At 34.6% G+C, this 16,079-nt stretch carries 12 protein-coding genes; 3 read left to right on the forward strand and 9 right to left on the reverse strand.

The features are described from left to right. Nucleotides 1–9: 9 nt before the first annotated feature. Entirely contained in the window at nt 10–5,106 is a 5,097-nt protein-coding gene (locus tag LNP81_RS20765) for a T9SS type B sorting domain-containing protein (protein WP_230039148.1), read from the reverse strand. A gap of 271 nt (nt 5,107–5,377) precedes the next feature. On the opposite strand from LNP81_RS20765, the gene LNP81_RS20770 reads away from it, so the two are divergent. Beyond that, complete coding sequence (locus LNP81_RS20770) at nt 5,378–7,120, forward strand: tetratricopeptide repeat protein (protein WP_230039150.1); 1,743 nt, start codon at nt 5,378–5,380, stop codon at nt 7,118–7,120. 32 nt (nt 7,121–7,152) lie between these two features. Here LNP81_RS20770 and LNP81_RS20775 read toward each other — a convergent pair whose 3' ends face one another. Continuing rightward, the gene (locus tag LNP81_RS20775; protein WP_230039152.1) at nt 7,153–7,527 is read right to left on the reverse strand and encodes a winged helix-turn-helix transcriptional regulator; all 375 of its coding nucleotides are present in this window, start codon (nt 7,525–7,527) and stop codon (nt 7,153–7,155) included. Between the two features lie 113 nt (nt 7,528–7,640). On the opposite strand from LNP81_RS20775, the gene LNP81_RS20780 reads away from it, so the two are divergent. After that, a complete protein-coding gene (locus tag LNP81_RS20780; RefSeq protein ID WP_230039154.1) occupies nt 7,641–8,243 on the forward strand; it encodes an FMN-dependent NADH-azoreductase in 603 nt (200 codons plus the stop codon). 84 nt (nt 8,244–8,327) lie between these two features. On the opposite strand, the gene LNP81_RS20785 is transcribed toward LNP81_RS20780, so the two are convergent. The 6 genes from LNP81_RS20785 to LNP81_RS20810 all read right to left on the reverse strand — a co-directional run bounded on the left by LNP81_RS20785 (nt 8,328) and on the right by LNP81_RS20810 (nt 14,263). Continuing rightward, nucleotides 8,328–8,852, reverse strand: coding sequence for a PPC domain-containing DNA-binding protein (locus LNP81_RS20785; protein WP_230039156.1), 525 nt, complete (start codon nt 8,850–8,852; stop codon nt 8,328–8,330). 196 nt (nt 8,853–9,048) lie between these two features. Next, nucleotides 9,049–9,867 carry a methionine ABC transporter substrate-binding lipoprotein MetQ gene (gene metQ / locus LNP81_RS20790; protein ID WP_230039158.1) on the reverse strand — a complete coding sequence of 273 codons (819 nt, stop codon included), beginning with the start codon at nt 9,865–9,867 and terminating at the stop codon, nt 9,049–9,051. A 280-nt stretch (nt 9,868–10,147) separates the two neighbouring features. Then, the gene (gene metI, locus LNP81_RS20795; protein ID WP_230039160.1) at nt 10,148–10,801 is read right to left on the reverse strand and encodes a methionine ABC transporter permease MetI; all 654 of its coding nucleotides are present in this window, start codon (nt 10,799–10,801) and stop codon (nt 10,148–10,150) included. Continuing rightward, nucleotides 10,794–11,825 carry a methionine ABC transporter ATP-binding protein MetN gene (gene metN, locus LNP81_RS20800; protein WP_230039162.1) on the reverse strand — a complete coding sequence of 344 codons (1,032 nt, stop codon included), beginning with the start codon at nt 11,823–11,825 and terminating at the stop codon, nt 10,794–10,796. Before metN ends, metI begins: the two co-directional genes overlap by 8 nt. 972 nt (nt 11,826–12,797) lie before the next feature. Beyond that, nucleotides 12,798–13,268, reverse strand: coding sequence for a cupin domain-containing protein (locus LNP81_RS20805; RefSeq protein ID WP_230039164.1), 471 nt, complete (start codon nt 13,266–13,268; stop codon nt 12,798–12,800). After that, nucleotides 13,265–14,263 carry an NADP-dependent oxidoreductase gene (locus LNP81_RS20810; RefSeq protein ID WP_230039166.1) on the reverse strand — a complete coding sequence of 333 codons (999 nt, stop codon included), beginning with the start codon at nt 14,261–14,263 and terminating at the stop codon, nt 13,265–13,267. Before LNP81_RS20810 ends, LNP81_RS20805 begins: the two co-directional genes overlap by 4 nt. A 92-nt stretch (nt 14,264–14,355) precedes the next feature. Between LNP81_RS20810 and LNP81_RS20815 the strand changes: the two genes are divergently transcribed. Further along, complete coding sequence (locus LNP81_RS20815) at nt 14,356–14,736, forward strand: winged helix-turn-helix transcriptional regulator (RefSeq protein WP_230039168.1); 381 nt, start codon at nt 14,356–14,358, stop codon at nt 14,734–14,736. 372 nt (nt 14,737–15,108) lie between these two features. Here LNP81_RS20815 and LNP81_RS20820 read toward each other — a convergent pair whose 3' ends face one another. Then, a complete protein-coding gene (locus LNP81_RS20820; protein ID WP_230039169.1) occupies nt 15,109–16,032 on the reverse strand; it encodes a PorP/SprF family type IX secretion system membrane protein in 924 nt (307 codons plus the stop codon). Nucleotides 16,033–16,079 lie beyond the last annotated feature (47 nt).

Raw genomic sequence — 16,079 nt, forward strand, 5'->3', positions numbered from 1 at the left:
GTTTGTAGATTAAGGATTTAGGTGTAAAAAGCCTGTTTTTGTTACCCTTTTATTATCATGATTGGTGAAACTAAAAACATAATAATAAGTGCCGAAGGGAAGTAATCCTTTTCCGCTGCCTAATCCTTTGTTTGCAACGCCTCTAAATAGATTTTCTTCGTTTCCGTAGTTGGCTGTTTCGAAAACTAAACTGCCCCAACTATTAAAAATTTCGAGCTTATTATCCGCGAAAGTTGTCGCTCCTTCTATAGCAAAATAATCATTCTTTCCGTCTCCATTTGCGGAGATTCCATTGTACACTTTAACATCGCAATAGCGAAAAACAACTTGTACTTCGAGTCTTTTAGAACTTTCGCATTCTGCTCCTATGTAGGATGCATAGTACTTGTGATTGTCTTCCAGAAGTGTCGTAGATCCTAATGCAAAACCTCCTGTGGCGGTTTCATACCATAAAACTTCTTCTTCGTTTGTGATAAGATCAGTTACGGTTGCTTCTTTTTCTTTACACATAAACTGTATTGCATTTCCTGTTGGTGCCAAAGCATCATTTACAATAATAGTAACAGCAATACGATCGCTGTAACAACTTCCGTTATAATTGGCAGCATAATAGATGCCGCTGGTTAAATCTGTATTAGCCGATAATGTCTGAGAAGATGAAGCGTCTTTAAACCATTTTATATAAGCACTGTTTACCGCTATGCTCGATATAACAGGATTTTCGATTGCGCAAAACTCTTGTGTTAAATTCGAAAATACTGGCGGCGAAAGAGGAAGAACGGTTACTGTTGCCGTTGCTGAAGACAAATTACCACTTGTATCTTTTACTGTTAGCGTCACAATATTATCTCCCAGATTATCACAATTAAATGTGGTTTTGTCTAAAGTTAATTGATCGATAGCGCAGTTATCCGTTGAACCATTATTGATTTGGTCCGCAGTGATTGTAGAAGTGCCTGAAAAATCCAGCTGAACGGTAATATTCTGAGTTACAACTATTGGATTTATTTTATCCCGAACGGTAACGGTCGCATTTTTTGAAGCTGAATTTCCATTGACATCCGTAACCGTCAGTGTCACGGTATTGAGGCCAATATTCGAACAATTAAAAGATGTTTTATTGATTTCTATTTTATCTATCGCGCAATTATCTGTTGAGCCATTATTGATTTCTGCAGCGGTTATTACGGCATTTCCAGAAGCGTCCAGATCGGCAGTTATATTCTGAGTGATCACGATAGGTTTTAATTGGTCTTCGACTTTTACCGTTGCCGTTTTTGAAGCCGAATTTCCGTTAACATCAATAACAGTTAATGTTACTGTATTGTCTCCAATGTTTGAACAATCAAAAGTAGTTTTATCTAACGTTATCGCAGCAATACCACAATTATCAGTTGAACCGTTATTTATCAGCGCCGGATTTAGTACTGTATTTCCTGTAGTATCGAGTTGAACTGTTATATTTTGGGTTATAACAGTTGGGGCGATCAAATCTTTAACAGTTACGACAGCAGTTCCGGACGTTGAATTTCCACTTTTATCTGTTAGGTTAAGTGTTACATTATTATCACCAATATTCGAACAATCGAAAGTGGTTTTGTCTAAAGTCATGGTAGCGATCTCACAATTATCAGTTGAGCCATTATCAATTTGAGATTCGGTTATAGTTGCTTTTCCTAAAGCATCTAATTCTACTGTGATATTCTGTGTTACAATTATTGGTTTTAGTTGATCTTCAACTGTAACTATTGCCGTTTTTGAATCTGAATTTCCGTTGACATCCAAAACGGTTAACGTTACCGTATTCGCTCCAACATTCGAACAATCAAAATCTGTCTTGTCTAAATTCATTTTATCAATAGCGCAATTATCGGTTGAGCCATTATCGATTTCTGCCGGGGTTATAGTTGCTTTTCCTAAAGCATCCAATTGAATAGTAATGTTCTGTGTTACCACTATTGGTTTTAATTGATCTTCAACTGTAACTGTTGCGGTTTTTGAATCTGAATTTCCATTAACATCTAAAACTGTAAGTGTTACGGTATTTGCTCCAACATTCGAACAATCAAAATCTGTTTTGTCTAAAGTGATTTTATCAATAGCGCAATTATCAGTTGAACCATTATCGATTTGAGATTCAGTTATAATTGCTTTTCCTAAAGCATCCAATTGAATAGTAATGTTCTGTGTTATAACAATTGGTTTTATTTTATCCTCAACTGTAACTGTTGCGGTTTTTGAATCTGAATTTCCGTTGACATCCAAAACGGTTAGCGTTACAGTATTCGCTCCAACATTCGAACAATCAAAATCCGTTTTGTCTAAAGTGATTTTATCAATCGCACAATTATCAGATGAGCCATTATCTATTTCTGTTACACTTATAGTTGCTTTTCCTAAAGCATCTAATTGAATTGTAATGTTCTGCGTAACCACTATTGGTTTTAATTGATCTTCAATTGTAACTATTGCGGTTTTTGAATCTGAATTTCCATTAACATCTAAAACGGTTAGCGTTACAGTATTGGCTCCAACATTTGTACAATCAAAATCTGTTTTATCTAAAGTTATTTTATCAATAGTACAATTATCAGTTGAACCATTATCAATTTGAGATTCAGTTATAGTTGCTTTTCCTAAAGCATCTAATTGTACTGTGATATTCTGCGTTATCACTATTGGTTTTATTTTGTCTTCGATCGTAACTGTTGCTGTTTTTGAATCTGAATTTCCGTTGACATCTAAAACGGTTAGCGTCACAGTATTCGCTCCAACATTCGAACAATTAAAATCTGTTTTGTCTAAAGTGATTTTATCAATCGTACAATTATCGGTTGAGCCATTATCGATTTCTGTCACCGTAATAGCTGCTTTTCCTAAAGCATCCAATTGAACGGTAATGTTCTGCGTAACTACTATTGGTTTTACTTTATCTTCAATTGTAACTGTTGCGGTTTTGGAATCTGAATTTCCATTAACATCTAAAACTGTAAGTGTTACGGTATTGGCTCCAACATTCGAACAATCAAAATCTGTTTTATCTAAAGTTATTTTATCAATCGTACAATTATCAGATGAACCATTATCGATTTCTGTTACACTTATAGTTGCTTTTCCTAAAGCGTCTAATTGTACTGTGATATTCTGAGTTATAACAATTGGTTTTAATTGATCTTCAACTGTTACTGTTGCCGTTTTGGAATCTGAATTTCCGTTGACATCTAAAACAGTTAGCGTTACAGTATTGGCTCCAATATTCGAACAATTAAAATCTTTTTTATCCAAAGTCATTGTAGCAATACCACAATTATCAGTTGAGCCATTATTGATTTCTGCTGCAGTTATCGTTGCTTTTCCTGAAGCATCAAGCTGAATTGTGATATTCTGCGTAACTACTATTGGTTTTACTTTATCTTCAACTGTGACTGTTGCGGTTTTTGAATCTGAATTTCCGTTGACATCCGTAACTGTAAGTGTTACCGTATTTGCTCCAATATTAGTACAATCAAAATCTTTCTTATCTAAAGTTATTGTCGCAATAGTGCAATTATCAGTTGAACCATTATCGATTTCTGCCTCAGTTATAACAGCATTTCCAAAAGCATCAAGCTGAATTGTGATATTCTGCGTAAACACTATTGGTTTTACTTTGTCTTCAACTGTGACTGTTGCGGTTTTTGAATCTGAATTTCCGTTGACATCCGTAACAGTAAGCGTTACGGTGTTATCTCCAATATTGGCACAATCAAAATCTTTCTTATCTAAAGTTATTGTCGCAATAGCGCAATTATCTGTTGAACCATTATCGATTTGAGACTCGGTTATAGTTGCTTTTCCTGATGCATCGAGCTGAACGGTAATATCTTGCGTGACAACTATTGGTTTTACTTTATCTTCTACAGTAACTACTGCGGATTTTGAATCTGAATTTCCGTTGATATCCAAAACGGTTAGCCTTACTGTATTTGCTCCAACATTCGAACAATCAAAAGTTTTTTTATCTAAAGTGATTTTGTCAATCGCACAATTATCCGTTGAACCATTATTGATTTGAGACTCGGTTATAGTTGCTTTCCCTAAAGCATCAAGCTGAACCGTTATATTTTGTGTTTGTACTACCGGAACTTCTGTGTCCTTGACAGTTACAATAAAATTTGTAAAAGCGGAATTCGAATTTTGATCAATTACAGCAATAGTAATAGTTGAAGTACCAATGGCTCTACTTGTAAAATTAAGAGTACGTGTATCACCTGTACCGAGTAAGACAAAACTAGCATTTGGAATAACTCCCTGATTTGATGAAGATATAGATATTATGAGATTAGATGGTAATGTTTCTTTATCACCAATCTTAAATTGCACAGATCCAGATTCTCTGCTACAAGCAATTGCTACCGGATTAATTAGTGTAATAAAAGGCCCTTCAGAAACTTTACTTATCATCCTGTACAATAAATTCATTATTTCAGGTTTAGGTGCCCATTGAGTATTTTCAAACAAAGAAGTTGTAAGTCCTGAAAAACGCACCAATCCTCCTCCTACTTTTTTTTCTGCTAATAGTATTTCTCCTGTCGAAGAAGTTATTTTTTTTTCTAATCCCGGGCCTAAAAAAAAATTATGTGCAAAATAACCTCCTGTATATATAGGAGTCGTAATAGGCAAATATGGTGATAAAGTAAAAAAAGAATCGGAAGGATCTGCTGGTGATGCATTAGGAAAAAGTACTCTTGTACTAGTGATTCCAAAACCTACATTGTAAGGTGAGAAAACTTCGTTTGTTGCTGTATTTATAAGTAAAGTACCACCGGCATTAACCCAGTTTTCGATTATTACATTATTTGCAGCCAAAAAAGCTGTCATTTTACTAGTGTTATACTCACTCCCATCTATCCAGATAAACCTTCTGTTAGAATCAAAAAGTGCTGTTGCATTTACGGTATCATAATTATATTGCGTCCAGTCAGTTCCGTAAACTGAATTCATCGCATTGATATTTCCTGGGACGAACCAAGGCTCTGTAACATCACTTAAATAGCCGGCAGTAATTTGGCTTTGAAGTTTAAACACACTAAATAATAAGAGGAAGAAAAGTAGTTTTTTTTTCATGTATTGAATCAGAATTTAATAGTGGTAGTATTAAAGTATAAATCAGAAGGTATATTCATTTACAAATGAAGCGGACAATAAATACTTATGGAGCTGTTGACAAATGTAATTCACACATTATACTTTTAACAGTATCAAAGGGGGACAAATAAGGGACATTTTTATTCAAAAAACCATTAAAACCAATACTTTACAAATTGCGTTGTAAAAAGTAATAGATTTTTTTTACTATTTTTACGCACCAAATTTGATAACCACTGATAAAAACGTAATGCTTTTTAAAAAATCATATTGTGTCCTTTTATTGCTTTTTATTGTACAAGTAAAATCCCAAAACGTTCCATTACAGATTCCGTCTAAACCAGGTAAAATTGACAACATCGAGACACTTCTTGTTCAACAAAAATCTTTTGAAAGTGATACCGCTTCATTAAAAAAATATCTTGAACCTTTAAGCAAATCAAAAGAATACAGATCTGTTTACGAGGGTTTGCTCGCTAACGGATACAGTGATTTTTATAATACCACCAATTCAAAAAGTAATTTTTATTATTTACAATCTATAAAAAGTGCTGTTGTACAAAAAGATTTGTCTCTTGAAATCTGGGCACAACTTAACTACATCAGCTATCTCTATCTTTACAGGGATTATACAAGCATGACACCAAGATTGCTGCAAGTAATTGATAAAATTAAAAAACTGCCTGACACTGAAATTATTCTTCCTGGAGAAACTTTCAAGAAAATTGGCTGGATCCTGCAAACCCTTGAAGATTATCCAGAATCATTATATTACCTGAATCTTGCCAAAAAATACACTCCAATAAAAACTACCGAATACGCTTCGATAATTGATAATATTGGGTTGAACTATTTCCGAATGGGAAATGACAAAGCAGCCGAATCTTATTTTAATAAAACGACTGTGCTGGCAAAACAAATACATGATGAAATTCGATATGCAAAAGCTTTAGGTAATCTGGCTCTTATAAAAGAAAAAAAAGGCGATTTGCAAGCAGCAATTTCTCTATTGAAAGAAGATATTCAAATTTCAGAAAAGGAACAAAGTAACCAGAATACAATGTATGCTTCTATTCTTTTGGCAGAATTGTACTTAAAAAATAATAATCTTGATCAGGCAGAAGCTATCTTGATGAAAGCCAAAAAAATTGCCGATTCGAAATCCTATTTCAAAAAATCAGAACTGCAAATTATCAAACTTAAATTAGATATTTTAAAACAACAAAATAAGACCGATAATGAATTAGAGCTCAGAAGAAGAATGCTTGTTTTAGAAGATTCTCTAAAAAACAAAGATGGTGATATTGCGATAAATAATGCTAATTGGATAATTCAGAAAACAAAATTCCAACAAAATATAAACAGGACTGCAAACGAGGTCAAGCATGAATCTGCAATGAAAAACATTTATGCTGTTGTAATTATTCTGGCATTTATTTTGGCAGTCTTTATATTTTTAAACTTCAAAAAACAATTAAAAAACAGGCAATTACTATACAATCAAAAAGTTACTTTATTAGAATTAGAAAAAATAAAAACAGAACATAAACTAACCGAAGCACATGAAAACTTGAACGCTCAGGTCGATTATTTAAAAGATAAAAACATTCAGATCAAGAAACTAAAAAGTGAGATTGACCAAATAAAACAATCATCATCTCACTATCTTGAAAAAGAAAATAAAAAACTGAGTACTTTGCTGGAATCTCATTTAATGACTGAGAACAACTGGAATACGTTTAAGAGAGAATTTCAAAAAGAATATCCTGAATTTTATCAATTATTACAAAATGATTTTCCTGAGATTACAGATTCTAGTAAAAGAATTTTATTGTTACAAAAACTAAATTTCAACAACAACGAAATTGCCGAATTATTAGGTATTACGCCAGATGCGGTAAAAAAATCAAAACAAAGACTTAAGAAAAAACTAGGAACAAAATTTGATATTCTTTTTGAACATATCAATTCAAGATCAATCCAAAATTTTTAAAATAAGTAAAAAGAAACTGAGATTTTAGCTAATTAAGATTTACGCATACTTTCCTTAATTCTTTCCCGATGCTGTTCGCCCCAATTACTCAATTCACGGATTACACTCTTTAAACTTCGGCTATAATCAGTTGCTTCGTAAATGATACTAACGGGAGTTGTTGGATATACATTTCGTTTCACAAAGTCATTCAGTTCTAAATCCTTGAGCTCGTTGGCTAAAACTTTGGGTGAAATTCCGGTAATCTCTTTCTGAATTTCATTAAAACGTTTGGGCGATTGTATAAGACTTAGTATCAAGGCTATCTTCCATTTTCCGTTTAAAACATACAGTGCATCCAGTATGTTCTTTAGTGACCCGGCGCATGCTTCCTTTGTTGGAAGTATTTCATCTTCAATTGTTTTCATACCGCAAAGATAGAGACTTTCCTAAAAGTAACCGCTTTCCTTTGGGTAAGTACTCACTTTTGCATAGCTGTTAATTGTAGTTTTGCTTTATATAAAATTTAAAATTTTTCCTTATGAAACAGATACTGCATTTAATTTCAAGTATACAAGGCAACGAATCATACAGCATTAAACTTGGCAAAACAATTGTCGAAAAAATACAGGATAAATATCCGGGCAGTACCGTCGAAGAATTAAATTTGGTCGATACCGAAATTCCCCATCTCAATCCTGATACGCTTCGTGCTTTTTTTATTCCCGAAGATCAGTTGACACAAAAAGATCAGGAATCTATTGCATTTTCTAATCAGGTTGTAAAACAGTTATTGGCAGCTGATATTATTGTAATTGGTGCACCACTTTATAATTTTACTATACCCTCATCTCTAAAATCATGGATTGATCATATTACCAGAGCCGGAATAACTTTTGGCTATGGCGAAAATGGTCCTGTTGGAAAAGTAACAGGCAAAAAAGTATATGTAGCCATGACTTCCGGTGGTATATATTCTGAAGGACCAGGCAAAGCCAACGATTTCGTCGTTCCTTATTTAAAATCTTTTCTGGGTTTTCTTGGCATGACTGATCTTACAGCCTTCCGTGCTGAAGGACTTAAAGTTCCTGTCGTAAAAGAAAACGCGATGAAAAAAGCAATCGAAAGCATACAGATTGATTAAATCAAATGATTTGGCAAGAATTAAAGGGGCGTTTGCTTTTTTAATTCTTGCATAAATCAATCTCTCTTTCCCATTAAAAAATTTTTATTTTATACAGGGCAATTGCAAAACATTAGCATTTAGAGGCTGCTCGATTTTTCGTTCCAGTTTTTCATTGTTTAATGTAATGTAAACTTCCATAGATCCTGTCCCAACTTTTAAGGCAAGAATGTGCCCGCCAAATGCATTAAACTGGTCATCGGTTGCGACTCCGTGAATGTGCAGTGATGGTTTTTCTCCATTCCAGGCAATAGAACCAGTAATACTTCCCATTTCAACTTTATTGAAGGTTTTAGGATTAAATTTCTTTAGATTAAAATCATAAAAACCAAAAGTTACCTCTTGCGCAAAGCCAATTCCGGTAAAGTTTCCCGAAGACAGTTTTTCTTCTTTGACGAGTTTTTCGATAGATTCGATAACATTATCACCTTCCCGTAGAACCATTAAATATCCGGTAGAAGTTTTAATGTAACGACACTTTGATGCGCTATCTTTTTGTTGTGCCTGCGCAATTGTTAGTCCGAATAAAACTAAAAATGAAGCTATAATTTTTTTTATTTGAAAATTCATGAGATGGATTTTTAGCTCAATAATGACAATTGAAAATGAATCAATTAGAATGTTTATTGGTCGATTTAATTTTAAAAGTAATATTAGTAGCTTAAATATAACTCTTTAATTTTATTTTTATCCCAATAAAATAACTCTAAACAAAAAAGCGATAAACCAAAATGATTTATCGCTTTTTCAAATTTTATTAAAAGTATTACCAACCTTTTACAGCTCCGCCTTTAAATTCTTTAAGAGCTGCTGCTTCAACTTCTGGAGATTGAAAAGCTTGTAAAAACTGTTTTACTTTTTCTTCGTTTTTATTATTCTCACGACTTACTACCAAATTTACATAAGGAGAATCTTTATCCTCAACAAACAATGCATCACGCGAAGGAACTAATCCCGCCTGAGAAGCAAAAGTATTGTTGATAATCGCAATAGTTACGTTTGCATCATCAAGAGATCTTGGCAACTGAGGCGCTTCTAATTCTAATATTTTAAGTTTTTTAGGATTACTTACAATATCTGTTACTTTAGGTAATAAACCAATTCCGGCTTTCAGTTTTAGCAATCCGTTTTTCTCCAAAAGTAATAACGAACGTCCTCCGTTTGTTGGATCATTCGGGATAATAATGGTGCTTTCGTCTTTCAAATCTGCAAGACTTTTTATCTTTTTAGAATACGCTGCGATAGGGTAAATAAATGTTTTACCAATAATCGCCAACTTGTATCCGCGTTGTTTCGATTGTTCGTCAAGATAAGGTTTGTGCTGAAAAGCATTTGCATCAATATCTCCCTGGCTCAAAGCTTCGTTTGGAATTACATAATCATTAAAAGAAATCAGCTCTACCTCAAGTCCGTATTTTTCTTTTGCTACTTTTTTAGCTGCTTCTGCGACTTTATATTCCGGTCCTGTTGCAACACCCACTTTTATATGGTGCGGATCGTTGTTTTTGGCTTTGCCACAATTTGCCAATGAAAGTGTCAAGGCAATAATTCCGACTACTTTTAGAAAATTTAAGTTCGTATTCATTCTTTTATTTTTTAATTTTTAATTCTTATTTTTTAATTCAAATCTATCTGTTGTCTAGAATTTAACCGTAACGTGTGCAAGGATTTTAATGTGTTTTTTTACCGCAAAGAACGCAAAGTTTTTTCGCAGAGTTCGTTAAGTTTTAAGTTTTGCTAGCACAACTTAAGTTCGCAAAGCTTTGCGAACTTAACCTTCTCACAAAATTTACGATATTCTAAAAAAAAACTTTGCGTGCTTTGCGGTAAAATCTCAAAGTAACCTCAAAGTAATCTCAAAGCATTTATCTGTGATCAAATCGTTTTGATAAAAAGTCACCCGCAAACTGAATCACAAATACCAAAAGTACTAATAACGCCAAAACCGAATTCATCGTTACAGCATCGTAACCAATATATCCGTACTGATATCCTACTTGTCCTAAACCACCGGCACCAACTGCTCCACCCATTGCAGAATAACCTACAAGCGTAATTAAAGTAATCGATGCTGCGTTTATTAAAGAAGGCAAAGCTTCCGGAAGCAATACTTTGTATACAATTTGAAAAGGTGTTGCGCCCAAAGCTCTTGCTGCTTCGATTAATCCTGAAGGCAAACCAAGAAGACTATTTTCTACCAATCTCGCAATAAATGGCGCTGCACCAATGCTTAACGGAACCAAAGCCGCACTTACACCAATAGAAGTTCCTACCAGGGCACGCGTAAACGGAATCATCCAAACGATTAATATAATGAACGGAATCGAACGAAAAATATTCACCAAAACCGATAAAGTTCTGTTTAAAACGGGTTGCTCCAAAATTTGATTTTTTCTCGTAAGGAAAAGCAAAATACCTGTTGGAAGCCCCAATACAAAACCAAAAAATCCCGACACAAATGTCATTACGATGGTTTCCCAGGTACCGTTTAATAATAAGGTAATAATAGAATCAGACATAACCTATGATTTCTGTTTTAATATGTTTAGAAATAAAATATTCAATTGCAGCTTCGTAATTCTCGCGTTTGCCCGATAATTCGATCAGCATTACACCAAAATTTACATCACCGGCCTGATCCATTTGCGCGCTCACGATTTTAAAGTTGGTATCAAACAATCTCGAAACTTCAGAAATAACAGGTTCATTTACCGATTTCCCGGTCATTTCAAGCCTCAATAACGGACTCAAACCTTCGGCATCTTCCTTTTGCAATCTTTCCTGATATACTCTCGGAATATCCAAATGCAAGGACGAAGCAATAAATTCTTTGGTTAATTCGTGTTTAGGATCGGCAAAAATTTCTCCTACACTTCCCTGCTCGATCAGTTTTCCGTGACTGATTACCGCAACCTCATCGCAAATCGATTTTACGACTTCCATTTGGTGTGTAATCAACAAAATCGTAATGTTTAAACGACGGTTAATATCCTTCAATAAATTCAAAATCGATCTTGTAGTTGCAGGATCAAGCGCACTCGTAGCTTCATCACAAAGTAACACTTTCGGATTATTCGCCAATGTTCTTGCAATCGCAACCCTTTGTTTCTGACCTCCGGAAAGGCTTGCAGGATAATCATTTGCTTTTTCGTCCAAACCTACTAATTCCAACAACTCAAAAACACGAGTTCGAATAGCGTCCTTAGATGCGCCAACCAATTCTAACGGAAAAGCTACATTTTCAAAAACCGTTCTCGACGAAAGCAGGTTGAAATGCTGAAAAATCATTCCTATTTGTCTTCTTTCAATTGCCAATTCGGCATTCGATAATTGTAACAACGATTTTTTGTCTACTATAATTTCTCCCGAAGTTGGTCTTTCCAATAAGTTTACACATCGAATCAAGGTACTTTTTCCAGCTCCCGAAGTTCCAATTACACCAAATATTTTTCCCGGAGGAACTTTAAGCGAAACATCAGACAAAGCCGTAACAATTCTGTTTTTCTGATGAAAATTCTTGGTGACATTTTTTAATTCAATCATTTTTTTAATTCAAATTAAATCTGCTATATCCACAGACATAAATACTTAACGCTTCTGAAATTCTAAAATTTAAAATCAAAAAGCCTTTCAATAGATTATGAAAGGCTTCAGAAATAAATCATTTTATTTTTATATATAAGCCAGTTCATACCATCGCATAGTCGCGCAACACATTATGCTGCAGCTATAATAATTGGTATTCTGGTTATCGTTTTTCATTGCTGCGGCAAATTTAAAGAGATAATTTGAATTTCAATGCAAAATCACAAACTTTTTTAACCCTATCAATTTAATAGACTGTTTTAAGAATTAGGAGCTATTTCCTGCTGTCCGCTATATCTTTTTATTTTTAAAGAAAAAATAAAAAGGATGCCGCTCCCATCAGGGCTAGGGCATTAGGATTCATAATAGATTTTTTGATGGCACACGGATGACACAGATTTAAATCGATTTAAGCTGATTTCGTTGTTTTTATCGCTTTGTCAAAGTTTCGAACTTTGACAAAGCTTCTTCTTAGATAATTACCGATGTCACTTTAAGCGAAGTCGAAGAGCGCAACGGGATTCGAACATCATAATCAAAACTAACTTGAATATTCTACGCGGATGATACGGATTCGCTTCGCGAAAACGCGGATTTACGCGGATTTTTTTATTTTAATCGCAATAGCTACTCACAATCTTGTCATCCTGAGGCACGAAGGATCACACAAGAAGCCCGACAAAGAGTTTCGACAAAGACTGCGGAATTACTTTACGGAGTCCTAGTTTGATCCTTCCTGCGTCAGGATGACATACTATGCAGTTAACTTTGTCAAAGTTTCGAACTTTGACAAAGTTTTCACGTAGATTATTAACGCCCGTTCTCAGCCTGACACCCCACATATTCTATCTTTTGTAAAAAAAAACCACACGAATCCGCGTTTTCGCAAAGCGAATCCGTGTCATCCGTGTGCCATAGGTTTCGAAAATCTTATTTAGCAGCATCCAACAATATCGCCAACTGAATACAAGGCAACTCAGATCGATTACTCCAGGCGTGATTGGTTCCTCTCTGCACGACAATATCTCCCGCTTGCAATAACGTTTCGCCTTCATCAACAATAAGCCAGATTTCGCCGGAAAGAATTACGATATAATCTAATGTGTCGGTTTGATGCATCAAAGGATGGGGCTGGCCTTCTGGCGCTACAATCCCAAGATCCTTGTCAGGCGGAATCTGAACATAGCGAAAATAACTTCCGTTTTTGGGCGTATTGGGGAAAGCGGTATTTTCGATTACTTTTTCTTCTTCTAATTTTACGGGCATACTATCTGTCGACCAAATATCGGATATAATCAAACCCGGAAAATGTTCTGAAACATTCGATACAATTGCATCCTTTTCGATTATTGATTTTCCATTGCGTATTCCTGTAACGATCCTTCTTGGAATTGTTTTCATAGTCGATCGATTTGCATGATTAATTTCTTTCCGTTTGTTTTGTTTTCGCGAAGAATGCTGAGCGCTTTCAAAACGGTTTCCTCGTCTAAATTCCCAACTATTTCAATTGTTGGTGGCGTGATTGATTTGTTTTCAAGTAAAACTCTCAATTCATTCAATCCATTTTTATAATAGTCAAATTGCTTTTCTAAACCAAAAGCATAATTGGAGATATTGAGAATTGTAGCACCTCTGCTAAAAAGAACTTCACGGGAATCCGGCGTAGAAAAATTAGTAACATCTACATAAGTTCCGTTTATTTTTAAAAGTTTGGCTGCTGTAAGGGATATTTCATTCCCCACCAGATCCACTGCAAAATCAAAATGCCTGTTATCGTTTAAAGTCAAAGCGGTTTCGTAAACCTCATCTTTTCTGTAATCGATAATTTGATTTGGCTTTAAGCCAAGGTCTAACAATGAAGCGATACTTTTTTCGTTTCCTGCCGTGACAACAAGATTGCCATTTCCTCTTTCGATCAATAATTTAATTAACATATTCCCTACTCCGCCCGCTGCTCCGGTTATAAAAATAGAATCAGATGAATTCGCTTGCATTCTATTTATAGCTTGCAAAGCTGTTAATCCAACTGATGGAATTGAAGCTCCTTCTTCAAAAGAAATATTATGAGGTAAATGCATGACAATTGTTGCGGGAACAGCAATATATTCGGCATAAGTACCATTTGATCCCATACTTCCTGAACCACAAAATACAGGATCTCCTATTTTAAAATCGGTTACTTTTTCTCCAACAGCCGATATAATTCCTGAGAATTCCCTGCCTAATATGGGAGAATGCAATAACTTTCGTTCCATAGCATTTTCGGTCATTTGGTAATCGACAGGATTAAAACCAGATGCGGCTATTTTTACCTGAACTTCATTCTCTTTTGGTTGCGGTATATCAACTTCCTGAAGAGTAAATTCTCTATTTTGATCTAAAACTACTGCTTTCATATTTCGTATTTTATACTACAAAATTACCATACAAATACTTTATTTTTGCTATGGGTTAACCCGAGGTTACCGCTTACCAATAAGAAACTACTATGGCAAAAATTAATGATAACGGAACGCTTCGCGAAGCCAATTGTTCAGAAGAACTTATGGCTATGCGCGACAGTCTGGATGTTTTAGGAGGAAAATGGAAACTGATGATCCTACGTTTCCTAACTAACAGAACGCATCAGGTAATCAATTTTAAAAAAATGCAACGCGAGATCGATGGCATTTCTGCCAAGATGTTAAGCAAGGAATTGAAGGAGTTAGAAACCAATTTGCTCGTTTCGAGAACAGAACAGCAAACAAAACCTATTACGGTAGTTTATGCGATTACTGAATACGGAAAATCGGTACTTCCGGTAACAGAAACATTGGTGAATTGGGGATTAAGTCACCGTGAAAAAATCATTGACACGATTAATAAATAATCATTGCTTATTGGGTACCGTTACTTCAATCTTTTAGCTTAGCTTGGTGATAAAAATTGAGTTCATAAATTTTCATTCCAATTGTCACACTGAGCGAAGTCGAAGTGCGCTCCAATTGGAAGGTGGGCTTCGACTTCGCTCAGCCTGACAATGATAATACAATACATTGTGTTTAAACGAACAATTCTGTTTAAATCTATGAGTGAAATATTTTTTCTCGCAGATTTTTCAGATTTTGCAAATTTTTTGCCATCTGAAGGAAACAAAACATTTCTTTTAGATTATAGTTATTTGTATTTTAAATAATTAAAAGGACTTTTTTGATTAAACAATATGGTCTTGTTTTTTAAAATAAATACAACTAACGAATCATTAATCTAAAAATTTATAGCGTAAACCCAATTCGAAACCATCATTTGCATAAGCGCCTGTATTACCAATAAAACTAGAATAGGATAAAAAGATACCCAGTTTATCTAAGGTAATCCCAAACGAGCCCGAAATGACTTCATTGGTATGATACATAGCAGATATATTCATATTATATTCCGGCATACTAAAATTTGCACCAATATCAACAATATCCTTATAACCTCTAATGCCTCTATAAGCAACAAGAGGCTCAATATTAAAATCATTTATTCGGCTTGATACGTATATTTTATAACTTATCGCCGAATAGAAAATCTGGCTATCTACATAACGTCTTTCTCCATTATCATTTTCGAAAAAGGTATTATTTAAATTTGGTACAGCTGCCTGAACAGTTAATAATCTTGTAGTGTACGAGATACCAAAATCACCATCTAAAGCGCCCCCTTCATCAAAATTCTGAATCGAAGGATCATTTATATCGCCACTAATTTTACTTTTATCAAGCGAGAGAAATCTGCCTCCTAATGAAAGTCCGAAATTTATTTTGCGATCCTCGCCATCAAGGGGCAAATGATACGCAAAGGTTCCCAAAACTCTTGTATTGGTAATTAAACCTGCTCTGTCACTATAAAAATTAAGACCATAAGCCGCTCTACTCTCCGGATTGTATTCTACTGTTGCATACATCATTACCGGATTTCCGGGCACATCATCCCACTGCCGCTGATATCCAATATTTACATTCAGGCCTTTGTTGAGTCCTGCCATAGCCGGATTGCCTAAATACTGGTTCTGATAATACATGGCTTCGAATTTGTTTAATTGTGCATTTGCAGTATTATTTACTAATAAAACTATGCTCAAAAACAAGATGGGCTTAATGGCAAATAATCTCATAAATATTTTTTTAGTTGTATTCATATCGATAGGGTTATGATATAACAATTATTTCTTTTTTTAAACTCTTA

Origin of the sequence: Flavobacterium piscisymbiosum (genome assembly GCF_020905295.1) — a bacterium.
In the GTDB taxonomy this organism is placed as follows: Bacteria; Bacteroidota; Bacteroidia; order Flavobacteriales; family Flavobacteriaceae; genus Flavobacterium; species Flavobacterium piscisymbiosum.

Coding starts and splice junctions, on each gene's coding strand:
- LNP81_RS20820 (WP_230039169.1), bottom strand. CDS start 16,032: ATGAATACAACTAAAAAAATATTTATGAGATTATTTGCCATTAAGCCC.
- LNP81_RS20765 (WP_230039148.1), bottom strand. CDS start 5,106: ATGAAAAAAAAACTACTTTTCTTCCTCTTATTATTTAGTGTGTTTAAA.
- LNP81_RS20815 (WP_230039168.1), top strand. CDS start 14,356: ATGGCAAAAATTAATGATAACGGAACGCTTCGCGAAGCCAATTGTTCA.
- LNP81_RS20785 (WP_230039156.1), bottom strand. CDS start 8,852: ATGAATTTTCAAATAAAAAAAATTATAGCTTCATTTTTAGTTTTATTC.
- LNP81_RS20775 (WP_230039152.1), bottom strand. CDS start 7,527: ATGAAAACAATTGAAGATGAAATACTTCCAACAAAGGAAGCATGCGCC.
- metI (WP_230039160.1), bottom strand. CDS start 10,801: ATGTCTGATTCTATTATTACCTTATTATTAAACGGTACCTGGGAAACC.
- LNP81_RS20810 (WP_230039166.1), bottom strand. CDS start 14,263: ATGAAAGCAGTAGTTTTAGATCAAAATAGAGAATTTACTCTTCAGGAA.
- metQ (WP_230039158.1), bottom strand. CDS start 9,867: ATGAATACGAACTTAAATTTTCTAAAAGTAGTCGGAATTATTGCCTTG.
- LNP81_RS20770 (WP_230039150.1), top strand. CDS start 5,378: ATGCTTTTTAAAAAATCATATTGTGTCCTTTTATTGCTTTTTATTGTA.
- metN (WP_230039162.1), bottom strand. CDS start 11,825: ATGATTGAATTAAAAAATGTCACCAAGAATTTTCATCAGAAAAACAGA.
- LNP81_RS20805 (WP_230039164.1), bottom strand. CDS start 13,268: ATGAAAACAATTCCAAGAAGGATCGTTACAGGAATACGCAATGGAAAA.
- LNP81_RS20780 (WP_230039154.1), top strand. CDS start 7,641: ATGAAACAGATACTGCATTTAATTTCAAGTATACAAGGCAACGAATCA.